The sequence below is a fragment of the Yersinia nurmii genome (genome assembly GCF_001112925.1).
Taxonomy (GTDB): Bacteria; Pseudomonadota; Gammaproteobacteria; order Enterobacterales; family Enterobacteriaceae; genus Yersinia; species Yersinia nurmii.
This window is the reverse complement of sequence record NZ_CPYD01000006.1, coordinates 83,661-105,707: the sequence shown is the minus strand read 5'-3', so window position 1 is coordinate 105,707 and position 22,047 is coordinate 83,661. Positions and strand designations below refer to the sequence as shown.

Below are 22,047 nucleotides of genomic sequence, written 5' to 3'. Positions count from 1 at the left end.
AAAGTTATAATTCGACCGTTTCACTGGTTAAACCGCGAATCTGAAAGTAGGATGCGCTACAATAATTGTATAAGAGCCTGATGTATTAATATGAACACTAACATGCAGCTAAAACGTGTAGCAGAAGCCAAATTGCCTACTCCGTGGGGCGATTTTTTGATGGTCGGTTTTGAAGAACTGGCAACCGGTCACGACCATCTGGCATTGATTTTTGGTGATATTTCAGGTGATACACCGGTACTTTCCCGGGTTCATTCCGAATGTCTGACCGGCGATGCTCTGTTCAGTTTACGCTGTGATTGTGGGTTCCAGTTGGAAGCCGCGCTGGCTCAAATCGCGGAAGAAGGTCGTGGTGTGCTGATTTATCACCGCCAGGAAGGCCGCAATATTGGTTTACTGAATAAAATCCGCGCTTATGCACTACAGGATTTGGGCGCAGATACTGTGGAAGCCAACCATCAGCTTGGTTTTGCCGCCGATGAACGCGATTTCACCCTGTGCGCAGACATCTATAAGCTATTGAATGTCAAAGAAATTCGCCTGTTGACTAACAACCCGAAGAAGGTCGAAATTCTGACTGAAGCCGGAATTAACATCGTTGAACGCGTGCCGCTGTTAGTGGGTCGTAATCCTAAAAACGAACATTATATGGCGACCAAAGCAGCCAAAATGGGTCATTTGCTAAGCAAATAATACAGGGGGGTTTTTACCGCCGATGCGCTTTTATCCCTACATTTTTCCGTAAAATGAGTATCGACATTAGTATTACTCACATCATAAGTATTATTGCGTCCAATATAAGCATCGCGCACATAGACGTACACAGAAAAGGGTGGCCTCAACGCCACCCTTTTGTTACAACGTCACTTATCTATCCTGATGGATTACAGCATCTTGCGAATAACATAATGCAAAATGCCATCGTTTTGGAAGTAGATCAGCTCATTGCCGGTATCAATACGACAGCGTGTATTGACGATCTCCTGTCGCCCGTCGGCGTAAGTCAGCGTCACCGGCACCTGTTGCCCCGGCGTCAGATTCTGCATTCCACTCACGCTAATGGTTTCATCCCCACTTAACCCTAAAGTTTTACGGGTAACGCCCTGCGGAAATTCCAACGGTAAAATGCCCATCCCAATCAGATTAGAACGATGAATTCGCTCGAAGGATTCGGCAATCACGACGCGAATACCTAACAAACGCGGCCCTTTCGCTGCCCAGTCGCGGCTGGAACCTGAACCGTATTCTTTACCGGCAATCACCGCCAGCGTCACTTTTTCCTGCTGGTATTGCATCGCCGCGTCATAAATCGCCATGAGATTATTTGAAGGAATATGTCGCGTCATTCCCCCTTCCACTCCCGGCACCATTTCATTACGGATACGAATATTGGCAAAAGTACCGCGCATCATGACTTCGTGGTTTCCTCGACGCGAACCGTAGGAGTTAAATTCCTTGATTTCCACGCCGCGGTCCCGCAAATAGCGACCAGCCGGACTATCGAGTTTGATATTGCCTGCGGGAGAAATATGGTCGGTGGTCACTGAGTCCGCCAGAATCGCCAGAATCCGCGCATTCTGGATATCCTGCACCGGCTCAGGCTCCGCTTTCATATCGCTAAAGAAAGGAGGATGGCGAATATAGGTAGAATCAGCCTGCCAATCGTATGTCGGTGTGCTTTCTACCTGAATAGCCTGCCAGGTCTCGTCTCCGCTAAAGACTTCCGCATACTCCTTGCGAAACATTTCGGTTTTAACTTCTTCCACCGCTTTAGCAATTTCATTTCCGCTCGGCCAGATATCTTTCAGATACACCGGGTTACCATCATGACCTTTCCCCAAGGGTTCGGTCGTGAGATCCAGCTTCATATTCCCTGCTAGCGCATAGGCCACCACCAGCGGCGGTGAAGCGAGCCAGTTGGTTTTAACTAGCGGATGAATACGCCCCTCGAAGTTACGGTTACCTGACAGCACGGCACCAACGGTTAAATCACCAACTTTGATAGCGTTTTCAATTGGATCCGGTAAAGGACCGGAGTTGCCAATACAGGTAGTACAACCGTAGCCCACCAAGTTAAAGCCCAGATTATCCAGATAAGGCGTTAATCCCGCTGAATTAAGATACTCAGTCACGACTTTCGAACCGGGAGCCAAAGACGTTTTCACCCAAGGTTTGGTTTTCAACCCTTTTTCTGCGGCGTGCTTAGCCAGCAAACCCGCAGCCATCAGTACGCTTGGGTTTGAAGTATTGGTACAGGAAGTAATGGCCGCAATCACTACAGCCCCGTTCTCAAGCTGATGATTTTCACCGTTCAGTGAAAACTCAACCTGCTCAACCTTATCTTTCTTACTACCCACTTCCAGCTCACCAAAAGCGTTAAACGCCTGAGGGACTTTCGGCAGCGCCACGCGATCCTGCGGCCGTTTCGGCCCGGCCAGGCTGGATTCCACGCCACCGAGATCCAAAGATAATGAACTGGTAAACACGGGCTCATCCCCCGGATGGCGCCACAGTCCCTGCGCCTTGCTGTACGCCTCTACCAGTGCGATTTGCGCATCGCTGCGCCCGCTCAAGCGCATATAACTCAGCGTGACCTCATCAACCGGGAAGAAACCGCAGGTTGCGCCGTATTCTGGCGACATATTGGCGATAGTGGCCCGGTCAGCCAAAGGTAAATCGGCCAGTCCGTCCCCGTAAAATTCAACAAATTTCCCCACCACCCCATGTTTTCGCAACATTTGGGTGACGGTAAGCACTAAATCGGTGGCGGTGATGCCTTCGCGGATTTTCCCCGTCAGCTTGAACCCCACCACATCAGGAATCAGCATGGATACCGGTTGGCCCAACATGGCGGCTTCCGCCTCAATCCCGCCGACGCCCCAGCCCAGAATCCCCAAACCGTTAATCATCGTGGTATGGGAATCGGTTCCGACTAAGGTATCCGGATAGGCAATCTGTTTATCGCCCTGCTGTTCGTGCCACACCGTTTGCCCGAGGTATTCCAAATTCACTTGATGACAAATACCGGTTCCCGGCGGCACCACGCGGAATCGATTAAAGGCTTTTTGCCCCCAACGCAGGAAGATATAACGTTCATGGTTGCGTTCCATTTCCAGCCGAACGTTTTCCCCGAAGGCTGCTTTATCGCCAAATTCATCAACGGTAACCGAATGGTCAATCACCAGATCGACCGGTGACAGCGGATTAACCTGATTGACATCGCCGCCCAAACGGTGAACGGCTTCCCGCATCGCGGCCAAATCGACCACGGCCGGTACACCGGTGAAATCCTGCATCAGCACGCGCGCGGGCCGATAGGCAATTTCGCGATCGGCATGTCCATCCTTTAGCCAGTCAGCAACGGCTGCCAGATCCTCTTCATGTACCGTATCGCCATCAATGTGGCGTAATAGATTTTCCAGCAGGACTTTCATAGATTTAGGTAGCCGGTCAATATCACCTAACAGCGGAGCCACTTTTGGCAAGCTGTAATAGTGATATTCCGTACCTAAGGCGACCAGCGTGTCCATACTCGTTTTACGTAGATCCAACGACATAGCGGCTCCTTTATTGTTCTGTACAGAGGATTTTTATTGGGATATTGATGCAGTCCGACGGAGAATAACCCGCTCGGTTATAGGGTTTGATTTAAATATAACACAAAGCCAAGTTAACATTTTGATAACAACACGTTTTATTTATAGCAATAGGTAAAATCGATGAATAGCGTTTGTTACGAGGAAATCAGATCTTTTGAGAAGGAATAAGCGCTATGCCAATAGGAAAACGCTGAGGCAACCGGCTGAACACACTAATAAAAATAAAAGCGCCTATTTACATCATACGTTCCCGAGACGCTTTCTATGTCGCATTGGCTGAGATCTATTCCCCCGTGGCTGGCGTTTTCTGATAAGGATGAAACTCTTTTCGATACTGGCTGGCGCGATAAATTTTATAACTATTGTCGCCCCGATTTGATTCGAAATCACTTTTGATCGCCCGAATCCCATGTACGCTACGATGGTTAGATATTATGCCTAAACCATGATAACCAAATACTTTAGTCGTTAATCCTCTTTCCTGTAACGCATCGCTCATATGCTGAGCCAGCGATTTTTTATTACCTTGGGTTGTCGCTCGCGCTGCCAAATATTGTTCGTCCAGATTCCGGGCACTTTTACTGTCCGCGCTTTCACACAGACGCAGACGAATATCAATTTTATTTTCTGCCTGACGTTTTAGCAGGTCTGCCAATTCAGCCACAATTTCTTTTGCCGTCTTAACGAATTTCTTTCCGTCCTGATAGCTAACTATATGTTCACTCCCAGCACAACCATGGCCACAAATATATATTTTTCCAATCTCAGATGCTTTGACGGTGGAAAGAGAAAAATATTTGGTTCTATCGTAAAGCAAATACTGCCCTAGTTTGTGAAGATTGTTGCAGTTCTCACTGTACATCACATCCATTGAATCTTTATTAAAATATTTATCTATAAACAGTTTTTTGTCACATCCACTGATAAATTCGTCTGCTTCAATAATTGAATCCCTTTTCTTTAAAAGATAATAATACAACCCTTCATTAAACAATTTTGTTGGGTCGGGCGATAATATCCCGTAGGGTTCCTTCCCCTGTAACATTCTGGTGCTATTCATAGAGAAAGCGATTTTTATCATTTCATCATTGAAAAATGGGCAATATATATAACCCTTGTTTTTTATTGGCGTGGTAGTCTTAGCATCAGTTCTGGTTTCTGCTGAATATGATTTTGAAAGAATAGCTGGTGAGCTTTGAGTAGCGTTATTGATATTGATGCAGCGAGTCGCCACCGAATTTTCTTGATTTCCCCTCGGTGACTCTGTCGCCATTTTAGACACATAAGTAATAACAGGAACTTTTAACGACCACATTATCATCTCCTTAAAGAAGAGCCTAAAAATAGCAAAGAAAGCCATTTTACAGTTATCGTAAGCGATAAGTTTGCTTACTCTACAGTCAGAGCAAGCAATAGGATTATCTACATTTTGTTAGATTTCTTTTGCGGTAAAAACTCTTGGCGTACATCGCTGGCACGATAAATGTCATATTTTACAAATTTATTATCGATGGTCTTTTTCACCGCACGTGTTGAGTGAATATGATGTAGTTCATTCAGGGCGGAAGTACCTCTATAGCCAAATACTCTGGCCGGGACACCTGCATCAGAGAGCGCATTACTCATATATTGAGCTAAAGGCTTTTCGTCACCGGCGGGCTCGGCACTTTCCATTTGTAGCATTCTGATATCAACAGGGCCATCCACGGCGGTTAGTAATGGTAAGAGATCTTTAGTCACTAGGTTGGCTGTCGCTAAACTGAAATTTTCTAATGTGTTTTTACCCAAATTTAAAAGTTCCCCCCCCGGCTTACCGTATCCGGCGATATATATCTTTCCCAGTGAGGACGGATTAACTTCGTTCAAACTAATATATTTAGTGGTTTTTAACGCCAGATATCGACCCAATGTTCTAAATTCGTCTGGGTTTTTATTATAATTGATTTTAATCAATTCTTTAGTTAAACAGCAACCCAGTTTCTGAAATCGTTTTTCATTACTCTCACTGTCCGTATCTATACTTTTATTTTTAGCCATTGCGGCCAAAGCTGTATCGCAAAACAGTTTCGGATCGGCCAAAAAAATAGGGTAAGGCTCCTTGCCCGATAGTATTCTTGTGCTATTTTTATCAATGACCTGACGCACTGAAACCTCATTATACAGTGGCAAATAGAAATAATTACTTTTTGGCATAAGATTCTGTTTTGGTGGTATTGATGCATTATCTTTTAATTTAGAAACCAATTTCCCTGCAACATAAGATTGTTCTACATCACTGATATTTTTCACCCCCGTAATATTACCAGAATAAATCTTAACAAGATTTTTCCGCCAATGAATATCGTTAGTCTGTTTTTTATTTATCTCAGATAACTTTGGTGCATACTTTATAACAGAAGGCCTTTGTAGCATTGTTTTCATAGTTCCCCCTTATAAGATACTTTTTTATTTATACAGGTGAGAATAAGTAATATAATTCCTCAGTCTATTATAAAACGCTTATTTCAAATTAAAGAGCAAATAAGTTATTGACCATCGCCGCTCATTAAAAAATTTGATAAAATTTACATAGACAATCGTTCCCAAGTTAAAAACTCAGCACATCTATTTTTAGTACAAAATGGGATATTTTTTCACTTCTTATAAAAAGAAAAACCGAAGGCAAGAGCATTCGGTTTTTACGATGGCTACGCGATTAACGAGCCCAAGAATAAAGATGCTGCCCTTATTTGATCGGCAGCTTAATATCTTTAAACATAGCTTCAATATCTTCATTTGAACGCAGAGCAACGGCATTATCCACCACATCGCGGGTCAGGTGCGGTGCAAATCGTAGAATAAAATCATACATGTAGCTGCGCAGGAAAGTGCTGCGGCGGAAACCTATCTTGGTGGTGCTGTAGGTAAAGATATCGCGGGCGTCTACCGTAACCAAATCAGGATCTTGAATCGGGTCAACCGCCATACTTGCGATAACCCCAACCCCTAACCCAAGGCGTACATAGGTTTTAATCACATCGGCATCGGTGGCGGTGAAGACGATACGCGGTGTCAGCCCGGCACGATTAAAAGCGGTATCCAGTTCGGAACGGCCCGTGAAACCAAAGGTATAGGTCACAATAGGATAAGCCGCCAATTCTTCAATAGTGACATGCGCCTTTCCTGCCAACGGATGATCCGGTTTGACCACCACCGCGCGATTCCAGTGGTAGCACGGCAACATAATCAAATCGTCATACAGATGCAGCGCTTCGGTGGCAATCGCAAAATCGGCGCTGCCTTTGGATACTGCCTCGGCAATTTGAGTCGGCGAGCCTTGATGCATATGCAGTGACACGCGCGGATAGCGTTCAATAAAACCTTTAATCACATTAGGCAAAGCGTAACGAGCCTGGGTGTGAGTGGTCGCCACATACAGTGAACCTTTATCAGGATAAGTATGTTCACCGGCAACGGCTTTAATCGCATCAACCTTCGACAATACTTCGCGGGCAATACGGATAATTTCCAGTCCAGCCGGCGTAACCTGCGTCAAATGTTTACCGCTACGGGCAAAAATCTGAATACCCAGTTCATCTTCCAACATTCTGACTTGCTTACTGATTCCCGGCTGGGAAGTGTACAAGCCTTCAGCGGTCGAGGAGACGTTGAGATTGTGGTTTACCACCTCAACGATGTAACGTAGCTGCTGCAATTTCATATCTATACCATCCTAGGTTGAACGCTGTGATCATCTCACAGTTTGGTATATCGGTGTCACCCTGGTAAGCCAAATAGTTATTAAGTAAAAAACCATTAACGCTATTATGCCAACAGTACTGGAAGCGACTTTATAATATCTTTTAACGATAAGAAAAGTTTTAATATAACCACTATAACATTTTGCTTAGCGCTGTATAGAACTTAACAATAAAAAAACAATAGCCAACAAACTTGCCATACTCATTATTATCAAAAACAGAATAGATCGATCATATTTTCTAAAATATTCGGATTGTTCAAACTATAAAGCACTACTCCTGCTTAGCCCATAAAAAAACCAGTCACAAAGACTGGTTTTATTAACAGGCATCGCGCTGCAATCACCGCGCCACAAAAACTGCCTTATTTTTTAGCTTCAACCCACTTGCCATCGATATAGAAAGCCGTCCAACCCGTGGCCTTTCCTTCCTTCTCTGACGAAACATACTGCTGCTTGGTCTTACGACTGAAGCGAACCTGGGTTTTGTTGCCTTCTTTATCCGTTACCGGCGCATCGGCCAAATAACGCAGTTTCTCCGGTAAGCGATCCTTAAAGCGTACTAATTCTTCCACCAACGGCGCGCGAGTTTCGCGGGATTTAGGGAAAGTGTTAGCCGCTAGGAATACGCCCGCTGCACCGTCACGTAATACAAAGTAAGCATCGGATTTTTCGCACGGTAATTCAGGGAGCGGAACCGGATCTTCTTTAGGTGGAGCCACTTCGCCGCTGCGTAAAATTTTACGCGTATTCTTACACTCATCGTTAGTACAGCCCATGTATTTACCAAAACGCCCTAATTTAAGGTGCATTTCAGAGCCACATTTCTCGCACTCAACGATTGGGCCTTCATAACCCTTAATGCGGAATTCACCTTCTTCTATCTCATAACCTTCGCAAGCCGGGTTATTACCACACACATGCAATTTACGGTGAGTATCGATAAGATAGCTGTCCATTGCGGTGCCACAAATCTGGCAGCGACGACGGGCGCGCAAGGCGTTAGTTTCCGCATCATCTCCTTCAAGAACGTTCAGTATTTCCGTTTCCGGCACCAGGTTAATGGTGGTTTTACAGCGCTCTTTCGGCGGTAAGGCATAGCCAGAACAGCCGAGGAATACGCCGGTGCTCGCTGTACGGATCCCCATTTGGCGGCCACAGGTCGGGCAATCAATGCTGGTCATCACCATCTGATTCGGGCGCATACCGCCGTCTTCAGGATCTTTTTCCGCGGTTTCCAGTTGCTCGCTAAATTCAGCAAAAAACTCGTCTAGTACCGCTTTCCACTCAGCCTGATCGTTGGCAACCTGATCCAAACCACTTTCCATACGCGCGGTAAAATCATAGTTCATCAGCTCGCGGAAGTTCTCTTCCAGACGATCGGTGACGATTTCACCCATTTTTTCCGCATAGAAACGACGGTTTTCCACTCGGACGTATCCACGATCCTGAATGGTAGAAATGATAGACGCGTAGGTAGAAGGACGACCAATACCGCGTTTTTCCAGTTCTTTAACCAAAGAAGCTTCGCTGTAACGCGCTGGCGGCTTGGTAAAGTGCTGGCTAGGAATCAGTTTTTGCAGATCCAGTTCGCTGCCGACCTCAATCACCGGTAAGGTGCGATCTTCATCGCCTTTACGCAATGCGGGCATGACTTTGGTCCAACCGTCAAAACGCAGAGTTCGCCCTTTGGCACGCAACTGATAATCACCCGCCTGCACCGTTAGCGTAGTGGAATCGTATTTTGCCGGCGTCATCTGACAGGCGACAAATTGACGCCAAATCAGCTGATACAGCTTCTGCGCATCCGCTTCCATGTCTTTCAACTGCTCAGCCAACACGTTGACATCCGATGGACGGATAGCCTCGTGAGCCTCTTGAGAGTTTTCTTTGCTGCTGTACTGATTAGGTGCTGACGGCAGGTATTTATCGCCGAAATTCTCGCCGATATAACCCCGCACCATGGTCAATGCATCCTGACTCAAATTAGTCGAATCGGTACGCATATAGGTGATATGACCCGCTTCATACAGACGCTGCGCCATCATCATGGTTTTCTTCACGCCAAAGCTCAAACGGGTACTGGCCGCCTGTTGCAAGGTAGACGTAATGAAGGGCGCACCCGGTTTGCTACTGGTCGGTTTATCTTCACGATCCAGCACTTTATAACGCGCAGTTTCAAGCAGCTTGAGCGCCGCATGAGTTTGTTCGCGATTAACCGGTTTGAAAGGTTTATTGTGCGCATGGGTGACTTCCATTTGAATTGGAACTTCACCTTTGGCCAATAGGTCAGCATGCAGCTCCCAGTATTCTTCAGGAACAAAGGCTTTAATATCCTTTTCGCGCTCAACCACCAAACGCACCGCTACGGATTGCACTCGCCCAGCGGATAAACCGCGAGCAATTTTTTTCCATAACAGTGGAGAAACCATGTAGCCCACCACGCGATCCATAAAGCGGCGAGCCTGCTGAGCGTTAACCCGGTTGATATTCAACTCACCTGGTTGATTAAACGCCTGCTGAATAGCATTTTTAGTAATTTCGTTAAAAACCACGCGACTGAAACGCTTGTCGTCACCGCCAATCACCTCCCGCAAATGCCAGGCAATAGCCTCTCCTTCGCGGTCAAGGTCGGTTGCGAGATAGATGTGGTCTGCGTTTTCCGCTAAGGCTTTTAGCTCGGCAACCACTTTCTCTTTGCCGGGCAGGATTTCATAATGCGCTTTCCAACCGTGATACGGGTCAACGCCCATACGATTTACCAGCGCAACCTTTTCGTCCTTTTTAACTTTCTTTTTGGGTTTGTCTTCTTTCTTGGTTTTATCTTCGGTTGAGTTAGCGCTCTTCTTGCTGGCTGAACCACTGGTCGGCAAATCACGAATGTGACCGACACTGGACTTAACCACGTAGTCATTCCCTAAATACTTATTAATAGTTTTGGCTTTTGCCGGGGACTCAACTATTACGAGAGCTTTACCCATAATTACCTTTACCTAAATTATTGCTTCTAAAAGAAGGTTTTTATCTCGCCATACCGCGGCATTCTGCATCTCTTTTTTATATTGCGGTACTTTTGCAGGAGATCAACATGTTTTTTGATCGGCGCCTCAACCCGACGATCCTAAAATCCGTATCAAACGCCTTCAAGATTTTTGTCTGCGCCCAGAGGCCAAGCCATTAATTCAGCCCAATTGCGTCAACAAAACCTTCCACCTAGTAGTATAAAATCCCACACTGTACCTGATAAAAACCGCTGCGCAACCTAATTAACTCGGAATCTTAATTTAGCCAATCCCTTAAGGTTAAACGTTTGTTCACTCGCATAAACCTTAGCCTGTTTGCGGATAAACGCTAACCCGCAGTAGAATAGCGACAGAAATTACCTTAGAGGGAGAAAGATAATGCACGGTGAAACAACCCCGATTCAACGTCAGGCATTACTGGCTGAAGCTAACGAAATAATCCAACAACACGAGGATTATTTGCACGGCATGGTGGCAACTGAAGTGGAGCAAAAAGGGCCGGTATTGGTTTTTCGCGGCGAATTCTTCCTAGATGAGGACGGGTTACCGACGGCAAAAACTACCGCCGTATTTAATATGTTTAAGCATTTAGCCCACGTGCTGTCGGCCAAATATCACCTGATTGATTAACCGCCGCTTTGCGGCATCTCAATTTTGCTAGGCACCATAAAACAACAGGGGGCATTAGCCCCCTGCTTTCTTCTATTTATTATCTGACATTTATTACCTGATACTGATTGCCAGGCAATTAGCCAATCTACTTACAGAAGTGGTTTCTCACCGCGCTGCCACCAGCGTAATAACAGGCGGTCGACGCTTTCTGCCGCACTACCGGTAAAACGGTCCATCAGACGTTTACGACGAGAATAACGCACGCCAATCACTTCGTGATTTTCCATCTCGGCAATCAGTAAATCATCGCTGGTGCCAATGGCATCAACCAGACCTTTTTCCTTTGCCTGAGTGCCAAACCAATGTTCTCCGGTTGCCACTGAATCAATATCCAGTGAAGGTCGTTGTTGATGCACAAATTGCTTAAACAGCGCGTGAGTTTCGTTCAGGTCTTCTCGGAATTTCTCGCGGCCCTGTTCGGTGTTCTCACCAAATAATGTCAAAGTGCGTTTAAATTCGCCGGCGGTGTGCAATTCCACATCAATATCATTCTTTTTCAATAAACGATGGAAGTTAGGAATTTGCGCAACAACGCCGATCGAGCCGATAATGGCAAAAGGTGCAGAAATAATGCGATCAGCGACACAAGCCATCATGTAGCCACCGCTAGCCGCCACTTTATCTACCGCCACCGTCAAACGCACGCCTGCATGGCGTAAACGTTCCAACTGGGACGCCGCCAATCCGTAACCGTGAACCACGCCTCCGGGGCTTTCTAACCGAAGCAACACTTCGTCTTGCGGCGTCGCCACCGCCAATACGGCCGAAATCTCTTCACGCAAAGAGGTCACCTCATGTGCATCAATACTGCCTTTGAAATCCAGCACATACAGGCAAGGTTTCACCGCAGCAATAGCACCGGCCTTGGCGCGTTCTTTTTTCAGCTTCAGATCGGCTTTTTGCTGCTTTTTAAATTCTTTGCTCCAGACTTTCCGTTCGGCGGATGACATACGCGCTAAACGCATTTCCCGCTGGGTTTCTCGATACTGCTCGCCAAGATCCTCCAGATTTAATTCACCCTTTGCACCTTGCTTACGTTGCCCAAGGCTTACCCCCAGCAGAACCAGCGCCCCAATAGCCACAACAACAGTGATAACCTTGGCTAGAAACAGCCCATACAGTGAAATTAACTCCACACATTCCGCCTTTCTTAATCAGTGTTGAAAGAGAGTATTTGCATTCTAGCGAACACCTGACTCGCCGTCTTGCGCAAATGATGAATTGCATTAGTTTCTCTTAAATATGAGAATGAATGTTATTCAGTAGCGGAAAAATGAAACGAAATCACCCCTAAATTGTTACAAACAAAAACATCTTCAAGGCATTTCCGATTGAAAATGCATTTTGTTTCAGGCATATAGGAGTAATGACTTTTTCTGATGCTCGCCATTTTCGCGCAAGATAGTCAGTAGGTTGAGCTTAGGTTCGATCGAGTTCCCTTCCGTTATCCTGCTTTGTTAACTGCCTGCTATCGCGCAAACCTGCCGATAGTGAGAGGATTTGTTATGCATTATCAACCTAAAAATGACCTTTTGACGCATCGAATCATTCTGGTAACCGGTGCCGGAGACGGCATTGGCCGCGAAGCCGCGCTAACCTACGCTCGCTACGGCGCACGCGTGATTTTGGTTGGCCGTACTGAAAGCAAATTGGAAAGTGTTAAGCAACAAATCGAGCAGTCCGGCGGTTTACCCGCCACGGTTCTGACACTGGATTTACTGCATGCTACCTCCGCCGATTGCCATCAGCTAGCGCAAAAAGTTGCTGAGGTAGTGCCTTATCTGGACGGCGTATTGCACAACGCCGGTTTGCTGGGCGAAGTGGTGCCAATGACTGAGCAAAACGTGCAGATTTGGCAAGACGTGATGCAGGTGAACGTCAACGCGACCTTTATGCTTACTCAGGCCTTACTGCCATTGTTGCTGAAAGCGGCTTCTCCTTCGCTGGTCTTTACCAGTTCCAGCGTTGGCCGCCAAGGGCGCGCCGGTTGGGGAGCCTATGCGGTTTCCAAGTTTGCTACCGAAGGAATGATGCAGGTCTTGGCCGAAGAGTATAAGACGACCAACTTACGGGTTAACTGCATCAATCCAGGCGGAACTCGCACCAAAATGCGCGCATCTGCTTTCCCGGAAGAGAACCCAAATAGCCTGAAAACACCGGCTGAAATCATGCCGCTTTATCTCTATTTAATGGGCGATGATAGCCGCCGCAAAACCGGCGTTAGCTTTGATGCACAGCCGGGACGCAAAGCTGGCGCTGCCGAGTAACCTGACCGTCAAGTCGCTTAAGGAAAGTATTCAACTATGTCTGACGATCGTCACCAACAGCGCCAACAGCGGCTGAAAGAAAAAGTAGATTCGCGCATCGCGGCGGCACAGGAAACGCGCGGTATTCTGATTGTGATGACCGGCAATGGCAAAGGTAAAACCACCGCCGCATTCGGTACTGTCACCCGCGCTGTTGGCCACGGTCTGCGCGCGGGTGTTATTCAGTTTATTAAAGGCGAATGGCCGAATGGCGAACGCAATCTGCTAGAGCCTCACGGCGTCGAATTTCAGGTTATGGCCACCGGTTTTACCTGGGATACGCAGAATAAAGCCACCGATACCGCTGCCTGTCAGGAAGTTTGGCAGCATGGATTACGGATGCTGGCAGACACCACGCTGGATGTGGTGGTGCTGGATGAACTGACCTATATGGTCAGTTACGGCTATTTAACGCCAGAAGAGGTTATTCAAGCGTTGAATAATCGCCCTGATCATCAAACGGTCATCATCACCGGGCGAGGTTGTCATCGCGATTTGCTGGAACTAGCGGATACCGTAAGCGAGTTACGGCCGGTTAAACATGCTTTTGACGCCGGAATTAAGGCGCAGCAAGGAATCGACTGGTAACACTACATTCGCTGTATGAATACGAGCATTGGGAAACCAATGGGAATAATCAGGCAGTAATTTGAAGACGATGGATGAAGAAGAAAATTTGCCGCAGTACAGAGACTGCGGCAATAAGGTTAACCGCTATTTTGATCCGCGTTTAGCGGGCGCGCCGCGGCGACCTGAAACCGGAGTGCTCGCAGATGGGGTATTACCCGCGTTCTGACGAGTCGAACCTTTACGTGCTGAACCTTGACGACCCGCAGTCTGCTGACGACCCGCCACTTCAGTGTGACGTTTTACCGCCCGACGAATCTGGTTGGCTTTCACACGGCGACGATCTTTTTCCACCGGCAGCTTGCTAACAGTTTCAACATCCAACTCAACCAGCTCACGCAGGTAGTTGGTGGCTTTCAAATCCAGCTCGGTCCAACCGCCTCGCGGTAAACCTTTAGGCAGATTGATATCACCGTAACGCACGCGAATCAGGCGGCTGACCTGTACGCCAACGGCTTCCCACAGACGACGAACTTCGCGGTTACGCCCTTCCGTCAGAGTAACGTTATACCACTGGTTCAAACCTTCCCCGCCCTGGAAGCTGATGGTGCGGAATGCGGCCGGGCCGTCTTCCAACTGTACGCCGCGGCTCAGTTGTTTGATTTTTTCATCATCAATCTGGCCAAAAACACGTACGGCATATTCACGTTCAACTTCGCGGCTTGGGTGCATCAGGCGGTTTGCCAGTTCACCATCGGTGGTGAACAACAGTAAACCTGAGGTGTTAACGTCCAAACGACCTACAGCGACCCAACGGGAGCCGCGTAGTTTAGGTAAACGATCGAACACCGTTGGACGTCCATCGGGATCGCTGCGGGTACACAGCTCGCCTTCCGGTTTGTAATAGGCTAAAACCCGGCATACCGCTTCTTCCGATTCAGTGATCGACAGAACGCGGCCATCCAGGCGAATTTTGGTGGACTGAGCCACTTCAACGCGATCGCCCAACTTTGCCACTTTGCCGTCAACGCTGACGCGGCCTTGTTGGATAATCCCTTCAATTTCACGGCGTGAACCATGACCGGCACGCGCCAGAACTTTCTGTAACTTCTCGCTCATTGAGCAACCTCTAATGTCGCCTTCACAGGCGTCGTGTTATATATTTTTATCAATCGCTTACCCCGAAACGAGCATAACCAACTGATTGGAATACATTTTAGAACTAAGCATGTCAATAAATCCGCCCTATAGGCAGCCACACAAGCCAGTCCGTGGTCGGTTATTTTACACTAATTTTCTGCCCAATGATTCTAATAAATATCGCCGTTGCACACCACATTCCTCTCTGCCGGTATCAGTCACCATAGCGATGGGCAAAATAACGTCTTATCTGCGTGAGTATGGGCTCAGGATAGAGGAGGAATGGGAAAACTATTGATGTTTAGTGGCCAAGATACGACCCGTTTAGAGGAAAAATATGAAAAATTATCGGGCTTGGACAAACGCCAAACCCGATAAATATGACCGTTTCAGGAAAATTATCGGAAAGGTCGGGCGTCACCTGCCCCTTCGCGAATCACTTCCGGCGCAGATTCGGTCAGATCGACAACCGTAGTTGGCTGCTGCCCAAGGGATCCACCGTGAATCACCAAATCCACCTGTTTGCCCAAATGATCCCGAATCTCTTCCGGATCGGATTCGGCAAAATCATTCCCCGGCAGCATAAGCGTCGTGGACATCAGAGGCTCACCCAATACGTCCAGCAGCGCCAGTGCAATGGGGTTGGACGGCACGCGCAGCCCTATAGTTTTACGTTTGTCATTCATCAGGCGCCGAGGCACTTCCTTGGTCGCCTTCAGAATAAAAGTATAGTTACCCGGTGTATTGTTTTTGATCAGACGGAAAGCGGTGTTATCTACGTAGGCGTAGGTAGACAATTCCGAGAGATCGCGGCAAACCAGAGTGAAGTTATGGTTACCATCGAGCTGACGAATACGACAAATGCGTTCCATCGCCGCTTTGTCTTCGAGACGACAGCCCAGCGCGTAGCCAGAATCCGTTGGATAAACAATCACACCGCCTTTGCGCAACACGTCTACGCTCTGATTAATTAAACGCGGCTGCGGGTTATCCGGGTGAATATAAAAAAATTGACTCATGACTCTACCTCATCTTTCAACGTGTCTTCGGTATGGCTGGCTTCTACGGGCCAATCACGCCACACCGGTTCCACCCCAGCGGGCAGCCACAATTTGCGGCCCAGCTCAATCCAAGAACAAGGCTGATGAAAATCAGACCCCTGGGATGCAAGTAAATGATAGTCGCGCGCATACTGCGCCAGCTGAGCTCGCTCGTGCGGTGCCTGCTGGCACTGAGCGACTTCCATTGCGTCTCCGCCTTGCTCGGCGAAATAAGCCAACAACCGTTTCAACCATTTGGTGGAAAGATCGTAACGACCAGGGTGCGCCATTACCGCCTGTCCGCCAGACTGATGAATGGCCTCAACCGCTTGTTCTATTGTACACCACTGCGCCGGAACGTAACCGGTCTTGCCTTTCGCCAGATATTTTTTAAATACCTGACCGACGTTCGACGCTAATCCCAACTCCACCAGATAACGTGCAAAATGGCCGCGCGTCACCTGCCCGCCGCTGGCCAGTCGGTTCGCCCCTGCCCAAGCGTCAGGAATACGTGCTTTCTCCAGACGAACGCTGATTTCCATCGCTCGCTGATGGCGGTGATCTGACTGCTGTTGCAGCAAACCGCAAATCGCAGGATGGCTGATATCGATATTCAGCCCGACAATATGAATTTCATGATTTTCCCACAGCGTTGAGATTTCCACCCCGTTAATCAACCGTAGCGCTAACCCTTGCTCGTCTATAGCGTGCACCGCTTCGGCCAGTCCAGCTGTGGTGTCATGGTCAGTTATTGCCAATACCCCCACCCGCATGGATGCCGCACGCGCCACCAATTGTGACGGCGTTAATAACCCATCAGAGGCAGTGGTATGGCTATGGAGGTCATACAGGGTAAAAGCGGTCGGTTCAATTGTGGTGTCAGTCAAAGCTAGGGTCCGAATCAGTCTGGGCGGCCTATCATAACCGCTAACCCGCCGCAGATGTTAACCAATCTTAACAAAGGCATGTGGGTGGATGAAAAAGCACGTTAAAAAACAATATTAAGGGGTTGACAGCAATCTCTAGAACTAGTTTACTAGTACACGAGTTCACTTGCAGAGCGAATAACTCGGTTGAGCAATAGCAAACCGCTATCGAAGAAAATTCCTCAGTGCAAGGCAATCAGTAACAACGGTAATAAAAGTATAAGTAATAACGATCAAACAGTAGCGAGAAAACGGTAGTGCGGACAGCGGTAAGCTGACCCAGCCCCATAAACTGAATGCAATCATAAAGAGACTGATGATGAACAAATATATGACTTCTCTACTTCGTTGGTGGCATAGCTCCCTTTCTCGGGCGGTGTAATCACGCATATCAGTCATCAGACCATGCAGATTGCTTCAGCCCGCTCACCCGCGGGCTTTTTTATGGACAGAATTAGGGTTAAATCAATGCAAACAGTACGCCCCACATTAAAGCTACTCACGGCTGAAGCCTGTTATCGTGACGACCCGACCGCCCTTTTCCATCAGCTGTGCGGCGCTCGTCCGGCAACGTTGCTGCTGGAATCCGCCGAGATCACCAGCAAACAAAATCTGAAAAGCCTGCTGGTGGTTGATAGCGCACTACGCATCACCGCGTTAGGTCCTCAGGTCAGCATTCAGGCACTGAGTCGCAACGGCGCGGCGCTGCTGCCACTGCTGGATGCGGCGCTGCCCGATCAAGTCAAAATCGAAGTTCGTCCTATTGGTCGCGAGCTCACCTTTCCGCCGATCAACGATATGCAGGACGAAGATTCCCGCCTACAGGCGCTGTCGGTATTTGACGCGTTACGTCAGTTATTAACGCTAGTAGAAACACCGGCCGACGAACGCGAAGCCATGCTGTTAGGCGGTCTGTTTGCCTACGATTTGGTCGCCGGATTTGAAGACCTGCCGCCGCTGCGCCAGGAGCAACGCTGCCCGGATTTTTGTTTCTATCTGGCAGAAACTTTGCTGGTACTGGATCACCAGAACCGCACTACCCGTTTACAAGCCAGTCTGTTCACGCCAGATGCCGAAGAACAATACCGTTTACAGCAACGCCTGAACCAATTGGTGCAGCAAATGCAGCAGGTTCCGCAGCCGATTCCAGCGGTCTCCGTGCCAGAAATGGCGCTGCGTTGCAATCAGTCCGACGAGGAATACTGTCAGGTGGTCAGCGGCTTGCAACAGGCGATTCGCGCCGGAGAAATTTTCCAGGTGGTACCTTCACGCCGCTTCTCTCTGCCTTGTCCCTCGCCTCTGGCTGCCTATCAAACGCTGAAAGACAGCAATCCCAGCCCTTACATGTTTTTTATGCAGGACAACGAATTTGCTCTGTTCGGCGCATCGCCGGAAAGCGCCTTGAAATACGACGCAGACAGTCGCCAGATCGAAATTTACCCCATTGCTGGAACCCGCCCGCGCGGTCGTCGTGCCAACGGCGAGCTGGACCGAGATCTGGACAGTCGCATCGAGCTGGAAATGCGTACCGACCATAAAGAGCTGGCGGAGCATCTGATGCTGGTGGATTTGGCACGTAACGATTTGGCGCGAATTTGCGAGCCAGGCAGCCGCTACGTCGCGGATTTAACCAAAGTGGATCGCTATTCCTTCGTGATGCATCTGGTTTCCCGCGTTGTCGGCGCGCTACGCCACGATTTGGACGTTCTCCATGCTTATCAGGCCTGTATGAATATGGGCACCTTAAGCGGCGCCCCCAAAGTTCGCGCCATGCAGCTTATTGCCCAAAGCGAAGGCACTCGACGCGGCAGCTATGGCGGGGCCGTCGGTTACTTTACCGCACACGGTGATTTGGATACCTGCATTGTTATTCGCTCGGCTTACGTCGAAGACGGCGTAGCGACGGTACAGGCCGGTGCAGGTGTAGTTCTGGATTCCATCCCGCAGGCCGAAGCCGATGAAACCCGTAACAAAGCGCGAGCGGTATTACGCGCTATCGCGACCGCTCATCAGGCAAAGGAGATTTTCTAATGGCCGATATTTTACTGCTCGACAACATTGACTCCTTTACCTACAACCTGGTGGATCAACTTCGCGCCAGCGGTCATAACGTGGTGATTTACCGCAACCAGATCGCCGCCGACACCATTATCGAGCGCTTGCAACATATGTCTCAGCCGGTGCTGGTGCTTTCACCCGGCCCCGGTGCGCCAGCGCAAGCAGGTTGTATGCCGGAATTATTGCAGCGCCTACGCGGTCAACTTCCCATTATCGGGATTTGTCTGGGACATCAAGCCATTGTGGAAGCCTACGGCGGTCACGTAGGTCAAGCGGGGGAAATCCTGCACGGTAAAGCCTCGGCGATTGAGCACGATGAACAAGGTATGTTCGCCGGTATGCCGAATCCGCTGCCGGTCGCCCGCTACCACTCATTGGTCGGCAGCCATATTCCCACCGAACTGACGGTTAACGCGCATTTTAACCAAATGGTAATGGCGGTGCGTCACGATGCTCATCGAGTTTGCGGCTACCAGTTCCATCCGGAATCTATTTTAACCGCTCAGGGCGCTCGTTTACTCGAGCAAACTCTGGCCTGGGCTTTGGCGTAATGTTTAAGGAACTCATCATGCAAAATTTATTTGAAAAACTGTTCCGCGCCGAGCCACTGACTCAGCAGGAAAGCCAGCAATTATTTACCGCCATCGTGCGAGGCGAGCTGGAACCTAGCCAACTGGCGGCGATTTTAATCAGCATGAAAGTCCGCGGGGAAACGCCGGCAGAGATCGCCGGAGCAGCACAGGCGCTACTGGCCGACGCGCAGCCATTCCCTCGCCCGGATTACGCCTTTGCCGATATCGTCGGCACCGGCGGCGACGGGACCAACAGCATTAATATCTCCACAGCCAGTGCCTTTGTGGCTGCTAGCTGCGGGATGAAAGTAGCCAAACACGGCAACCGCAGTGTGTCCAGCCGTTCTGGCTCCTCGGATTTGCTGGCAGCCTTCGGCATTCGTTTGGATTTGACCGCCGAGCAATCTCGTCAGGCGCTGGATGAATTAGGGGTTTGTTTCCTGTTCGCACCGCAGTATCACACCGGTTTCCGCCACGCGATGCCGGTACGTCAACAGCTAAAAACTCGCACCCTGTTTAACGTGCTGGGCCCGTTGATAAACCCGGCGCGCCCACCGCTGGCGCTGATCGGGGTATATAGCCCGGAATTGGTGTTGCCGATTGCCGAAACGCTGCGAGTGCTGGGTTACCAACGCGCGGCAGTGGTTCACGGTGGAGGAATGGATGAAGTGGCCATCCACGCGCCCACTCAGGTAGCGGAACTGAAAAACGGTGAGATCCAAACTTATCAACTGACGCCGGAAGACTTTGGTCTATCAACCTATCCGCTGGCGTCCTTGCAAGGCGGCGCGCCGGAAGAAAATCGTGACATTCTGGCAAGGTTGTTACAAGGTAAAGGTGAACCTGCCCACGCGGCGGCGGTAGCGGCTAACGTGGCGCTATTGCTGAAATTAAACGGGCAGGAGGATTTACGTCAAAACGCACATCAGGCTCTGGAAATGATTCATAGCGGCAAAGCTTTTGAGCGAGTTAGCGCACTGGCAGCAAGAGGATAGATCATGCAGGAAACGGTACTTCACAAAATTGTTCGCGACAAAGAAATCTGGGTCGCCGCACGTAAGCTACATCAGCCGCTGTCCAGCTTCCAACATTTGGTTACGCCAAGTCAACGCAGCTTCTATCAGGCGCTGCAAGGGGATAAAACCGTTTTTATCCTGGAATGCAAAAAAGCGTCGCCCTCCAAAGGAGTGATTCGCGAGAATTTCAATCCGGCGGAGATAGCCGGGGTTTACGCCAACTATGCTTCGGCCATTTCAGTGCTGACTGATGAAAAATATTTTCAAGGCAGCTTTGATTTTCTGCCTCTGGTCAGCGCGGCGGTCACTCAGCCGGTGCTGTGTAAAGATTTTATTATCGAAGAATATCAAATTCTTCTGGCGCGTTTTTATCAGGCCGATGCGGTATTGCTGATGCTATCGGTCTTGGACGACCAACGCTATCTGGCGCTAGCCGCTGTCGCTCACAGCCTGAATATGGGCGTGCTGACCGAAGCCAGTAATGAAGAAGAGCTGGAACGAGCAGTTAAACTGGAAGCCAAAGTAGTGGGTATCAACAACCGCGATCTGCGCGACCTGTCTATCGACCTGAATCGCACCAAACAGCTGGCTCCTCGCCTGCCAGCCGGCGTCACGGTAATTAGCGAATCCGGTATTAATACTTATCAACAGGTGCGAGAACTGAGCCAGTTTGCCAACGGTTTCCTGATTGGCAGCGCTTTGATGTCAGAACCAAACCTGAATGCCGCAGTGCGTCGGGTGTTGCTCGGGGAAAACAAAGTTTGCGGCCTGACTCGCCCGCAAGACGCTGCAGCCGCCTATAGCGCTGGCGCAGTGTACGGCGGATTGATTTTCGTCGGCAGTTCCCCTCGCTATATTGATATGGCACAGGCCCGCACCGTCATCAGCGCCGCGCCGCTGAAGTATGTCGGCGTATTCCGTGACGCCAAGCTGGAAACCGTGCAGCAAAGTGTCGAAGTGCTGGCATTAGCGGCAGTTCAGTTACACGGTAACGAAGATCGGGACTATATTCAGAAGCTACGGGAATGGCTACCGGCAAGCTGCCAGATTTGGAAAGCGGTTAGCGTCGGCGATTCCCTGCCCGCCCGCGATATCCCCAATGTGGATCGTTATGTGCTGGACAACGGCGCGGGCGGCAGCGGCCAACGCTTTGACTGGTCGGTTTTGAAACAACAGCCGTTGGATAATGTGCTGCTAGCAGGCGGCCTGAATGCCGAAAACTGTGCAACTGCCGCTACCCTTGGCTGTGCCGGACTGGATTTTAATTCCGGCGTAGAAGTGGCTGGCGCAGCCGGAATTAAAGATCCGCACAAGATTGCTGCAGCGTTCCAGACTTTACGCGCTTATTAGAATAGCTTTGCTATTGGTAAACCCGATAAACCAACGAAT

15 protein-coding genes, 1 pseudogene and 1 other annotated feature are annotated in these 22,047 nt (G+C 49.1%); of the genes and pseudogenes, 7 read left to right on the top strand and 9 right to left on the bottom strand.

Translation table 11 applies throughout. The features are described from left to right. The first annotated feature begins 102 nt into the window (after positions 1-102). Positions 103-693 (top strand): GTP cyclohydrolase II, encoded by a 591-nt coding sequence (gene ribA / locus AD970_RS09520; RefSeq protein ID WP_049598260.1) that lies wholly within the window; start codon positions 103-105, stop codon positions 691-693. A 191-nt stretch (positions 694-884) separates the two neighbouring features. On the opposite strand, the gene acnA is transcribed toward ribA, so the two are convergent. The 5 genes from acnA to topA all read right to left on the bottom strand — a co-directional run bounded on the left by acnA (position 885) and on the right by topA (position 10,319). Beyond that, entirely contained in the window at positions 885-3,557 is a 2,673-nt protein-coding gene (gene acnA / locus AD970_RS09515) for an aconitate hydratase AcnA (protein ID WP_049598258.1), read from the bottom strand. A gap of 325 nt (positions 3,558-3,882) precedes the next feature. Beyond that, entirely contained in the window at positions 3,883-4,914 is a 1,032-nt protein-coding gene (locus tag AD970_RS09510) for a hypothetical protein (RefSeq protein WP_049598257.1), read from the bottom strand. 107 nt (positions 4,915-5,021) lie between these two features. Further along, a complete protein-coding gene (locus AD970_RS09505; RefSeq protein WP_049598255.1) occupies positions 5,022-6,020 on the bottom strand; it encodes a hypothetical protein in 999 nt (332 codons plus the stop codon). A 304-nt stretch (positions 6,021-6,324) separates the two neighbouring features. Beyond that, positions 6,325-7,299, bottom strand: coding sequence for an HTH-type transcriptional regulator CysB (gene cysB / locus AD970_RS09500; RefSeq protein WP_049598254.1), 975 nt, complete (start codon positions 7,297-7,299; stop codon positions 6,325-6,327). Between the two features lie 404 nt (positions 7,300-7,703). After that, a complete protein-coding gene (gene topA, locus AD970_RS09495; RefSeq protein WP_049598252.1) occupies positions 7,704-10,319 on the bottom strand; it encodes a type I DNA topoisomerase in 2,616 nt (871 codons plus the stop codon). 420 nt (positions 10,320-10,739) lie between these two features. Here topA and AD970_RS09490 point away from each other — a divergent pair, with 420 nt between their 5' ends. Continuing rightward, positions 10,740-10,991 carry a YciN family protein gene (locus AD970_RS09490; RefSeq protein ID WP_049598251.1) on the top strand — a complete coding sequence of 84 codons (252 nt, stop codon included), beginning with the start codon at positions 10,740-10,742 and terminating at the stop codon, positions 10,989-10,991. A 131-nt stretch (positions 10,992-11,122) separates the two neighbouring features. On the opposite strand, the gene sohB is transcribed toward AD970_RS09490, so the two are convergent. Then, positions 11,123-12,169, bottom strand: coding sequence for a protease SohB (gene sohB / locus AD970_RS09485; protein ID WP_049598250.1), 1,047 nt, complete (start codon positions 12,167-12,169; stop codon positions 11,123-11,125). A gap of 369 nt (positions 12,170-12,538) precedes the next feature. On the opposite strand from sohB, the gene AD970_RS09480 reads away from it, so the two are divergent. Together AD970_RS09480 and cobO are read left to right on the top strand one after the other, a co-directional pair. Further along, the gene (locus AD970_RS09480; RefSeq protein WP_049598249.1) at positions 12,539-13,300 is read left to right on the top strand and encodes a YciK family oxidoreductase; all 762 of its coding nucleotides are present in this window, start codon (positions 12,539-12,541) and stop codon (positions 13,298-13,300) included. Positions 13,301-13,336: 36 nt separating this feature from the next. Then, positions 13,337-13,927, top strand: a complete 591-nt coding sequence (gene cobO / locus AD970_RS09475) for a cob(I)yrinic acid a,c-diamide adenosyltransferase (protein ID WP_049598248.1) — start codon at positions 13,337-13,339, stop codon at positions 13,925-13,927. A 126-nt stretch (positions 13,928-14,053) separates the two neighbouring features. Here cobO and rluB read toward each other — a convergent pair whose 3' ends face one another. The 3 genes from rluB to rnm all read right to left on the bottom strand — a co-directional run bounded on the left by rluB (position 14,054) and on the right by rnm (position 16,973). Continuing rightward, entirely contained in the window at positions 14,054-15,025 is a 972-nt protein-coding gene (gene rluB / locus AD970_RS09470; protein ID WP_049598247.1) for a 23S rRNA pseudouridine(2605) synthase RluB, read from the bottom strand. A 419-nt stretch (positions 15,026-15,444) separates the two neighbouring features. After that, on the bottom strand, positions 15,445-16,065 hold the full coding sequence (locus tag AD970_RS09465; protein WP_049598244.1) for an L-threonylcarbamoyladenylate synthase: 621 nt from the start codon (positions 16,063-16,065) through the stop codon (positions 15,445-15,447). Then, entirely contained in the window at positions 16,062-16,973 is a 912-nt protein-coding gene (gene rnm / locus AD970_RS09460) for an RNase RNM (RefSeq protein WP_084728143.1), read from the bottom strand. Before rnm ends, AD970_RS09465 begins: the two co-directional genes overlap by 4 nt. 382 nt (positions 16,974-17,355) lie before the next feature. Further along, positions 17,356-17,458: a sequence feature (Trp leader region), on the top strand. Positions 17,459-17,480: 22 nt separating this feature from the next. Between rnm and AD970_RS09455 the strand changes: the two genes are divergently transcribed. From AD970_RS09455 to trpCF, 3 genes and pseudogenes are all read left to right on the top strand, one after another. Continuing rightward, the gene (locus AD970_RS09455) at positions 17,481-19,043 is read left to right on the top strand and encodes an anthranilate synthase component 1 (RefSeq protein ID WP_049598241.1); all 1,563 of its coding nucleotides are present in this window, start codon (positions 17,481-17,483) and stop codon (positions 19,041-19,043) included. Beyond that, positions 19,043-20,637 (top strand): annotated as a pseudogene (trpD, locus tag AD970_RS20125) (bifunctional anthranilate synthase glutamate amidotransferase component TrpG/anthranilate phosphoribosyltransferase TrpD). Before AD970_RS09455 ends, trpD begins: the two are co-directional and overlap by 1 nt. A gap of 3 nt (positions 20,638-20,640) precedes the next feature. Beyond that, positions 20,641-22,008, top strand: coding sequence for a bifunctional indole-3-glycerol-phosphate synthase TrpC/phosphoribosylanthranilate isomerase TrpF (gene trpCF / locus AD970_RS09440; RefSeq protein ID WP_049598235.1), 1,368 nt, complete (start codon positions 20,641-20,643; stop codon positions 22,006-22,008). The last annotated feature ends 39 nt before the right edge of the window (positions 22,009-22,047 follow it).

Bases quoted from the DNA above. Each gene is read 5' to 3' on its own strand.
- ribA (WP_049598260.1), top strand. From the start codon at position 103: ATGCAGCTAAAACGTGTAGCAGAAGCCAAATTGCCTACTCCGTGGGGC.
- acnA (WP_049598258.1), bottom strand. From the start codon at position 3,557: ATGTCGTTGGATCTACGTAAAACGAGTATGGACACGCTGGTCGCCTTA.
- AD970_RS09510 (WP_049598257.1), bottom strand. From the start codon at position 4,914: ATGTGGTCGTTAAAAGTTCCTGTTATTACTTATGTGTCTAAAATGGCG.
- AD970_RS09505 (WP_049598255.1), bottom strand. From the start codon at position 6,020: ATGAAAACAATGCTACAAAGGCCTTCTGTTATAAAGTATGCACCAAAG.
- cysB (WP_049598254.1), bottom strand. From the start codon at position 7,299: ATGAAATTGCAGCAGCTACGTTACATCGTTGAGGTGGTAAACCACAAT.
- topA (WP_049598252.1), bottom strand. From the start codon at position 10,319: ATGGGTAAAGCTCTCGTAATAGTTGAGTCCCCGGCAAAAGCCAAAACT.
- AD970_RS09490 (WP_049598251.1), top strand. From the start codon at position 10,740: ATGCACGGTGAAACAACCCCGATTCAACGTCAGGCATTACTGGCTGAA.
- AD970_RS09480 (WP_049598249.1), top strand. From the start codon at position 12,539: ATGCATTATCAACCTAAAAATGACCTTTTGACGCATCGAATCATTCTG.
- cobO (WP_049598248.1), top strand. From the start codon at position 13,337: ATGTCTGACGATCGTCACCAACAGCGCCAACAGCGGCTGAAAGAAAAA.
- rluB (WP_049598247.1), bottom strand. From the start codon at position 15,025: ATGAGCGAGAAGTTACAGAAAGTTCTGGCGCGTGCCGGTCATGGTTCA.
- AD970_RS09465 (WP_049598244.1), bottom strand. From the start codon at position 16,065: ATGAGTCAATTTTTTTATATTCACCCGGATAACCCGCAGCCGCGTTTA.
- AD970_RS09455 (WP_049598241.1), top strand. From the start codon at position 17,481: ATGCAAACAGTACGCCCCACATTAAAGCTACTCACGGCTGAAGCCTGT.
- trpCF (WP_049598235.1), top strand. From the start codon at position 20,641: ATGCAGGAAACGGTACTTCACAAAATTGTTCGCGACAAAGAAATCTGG.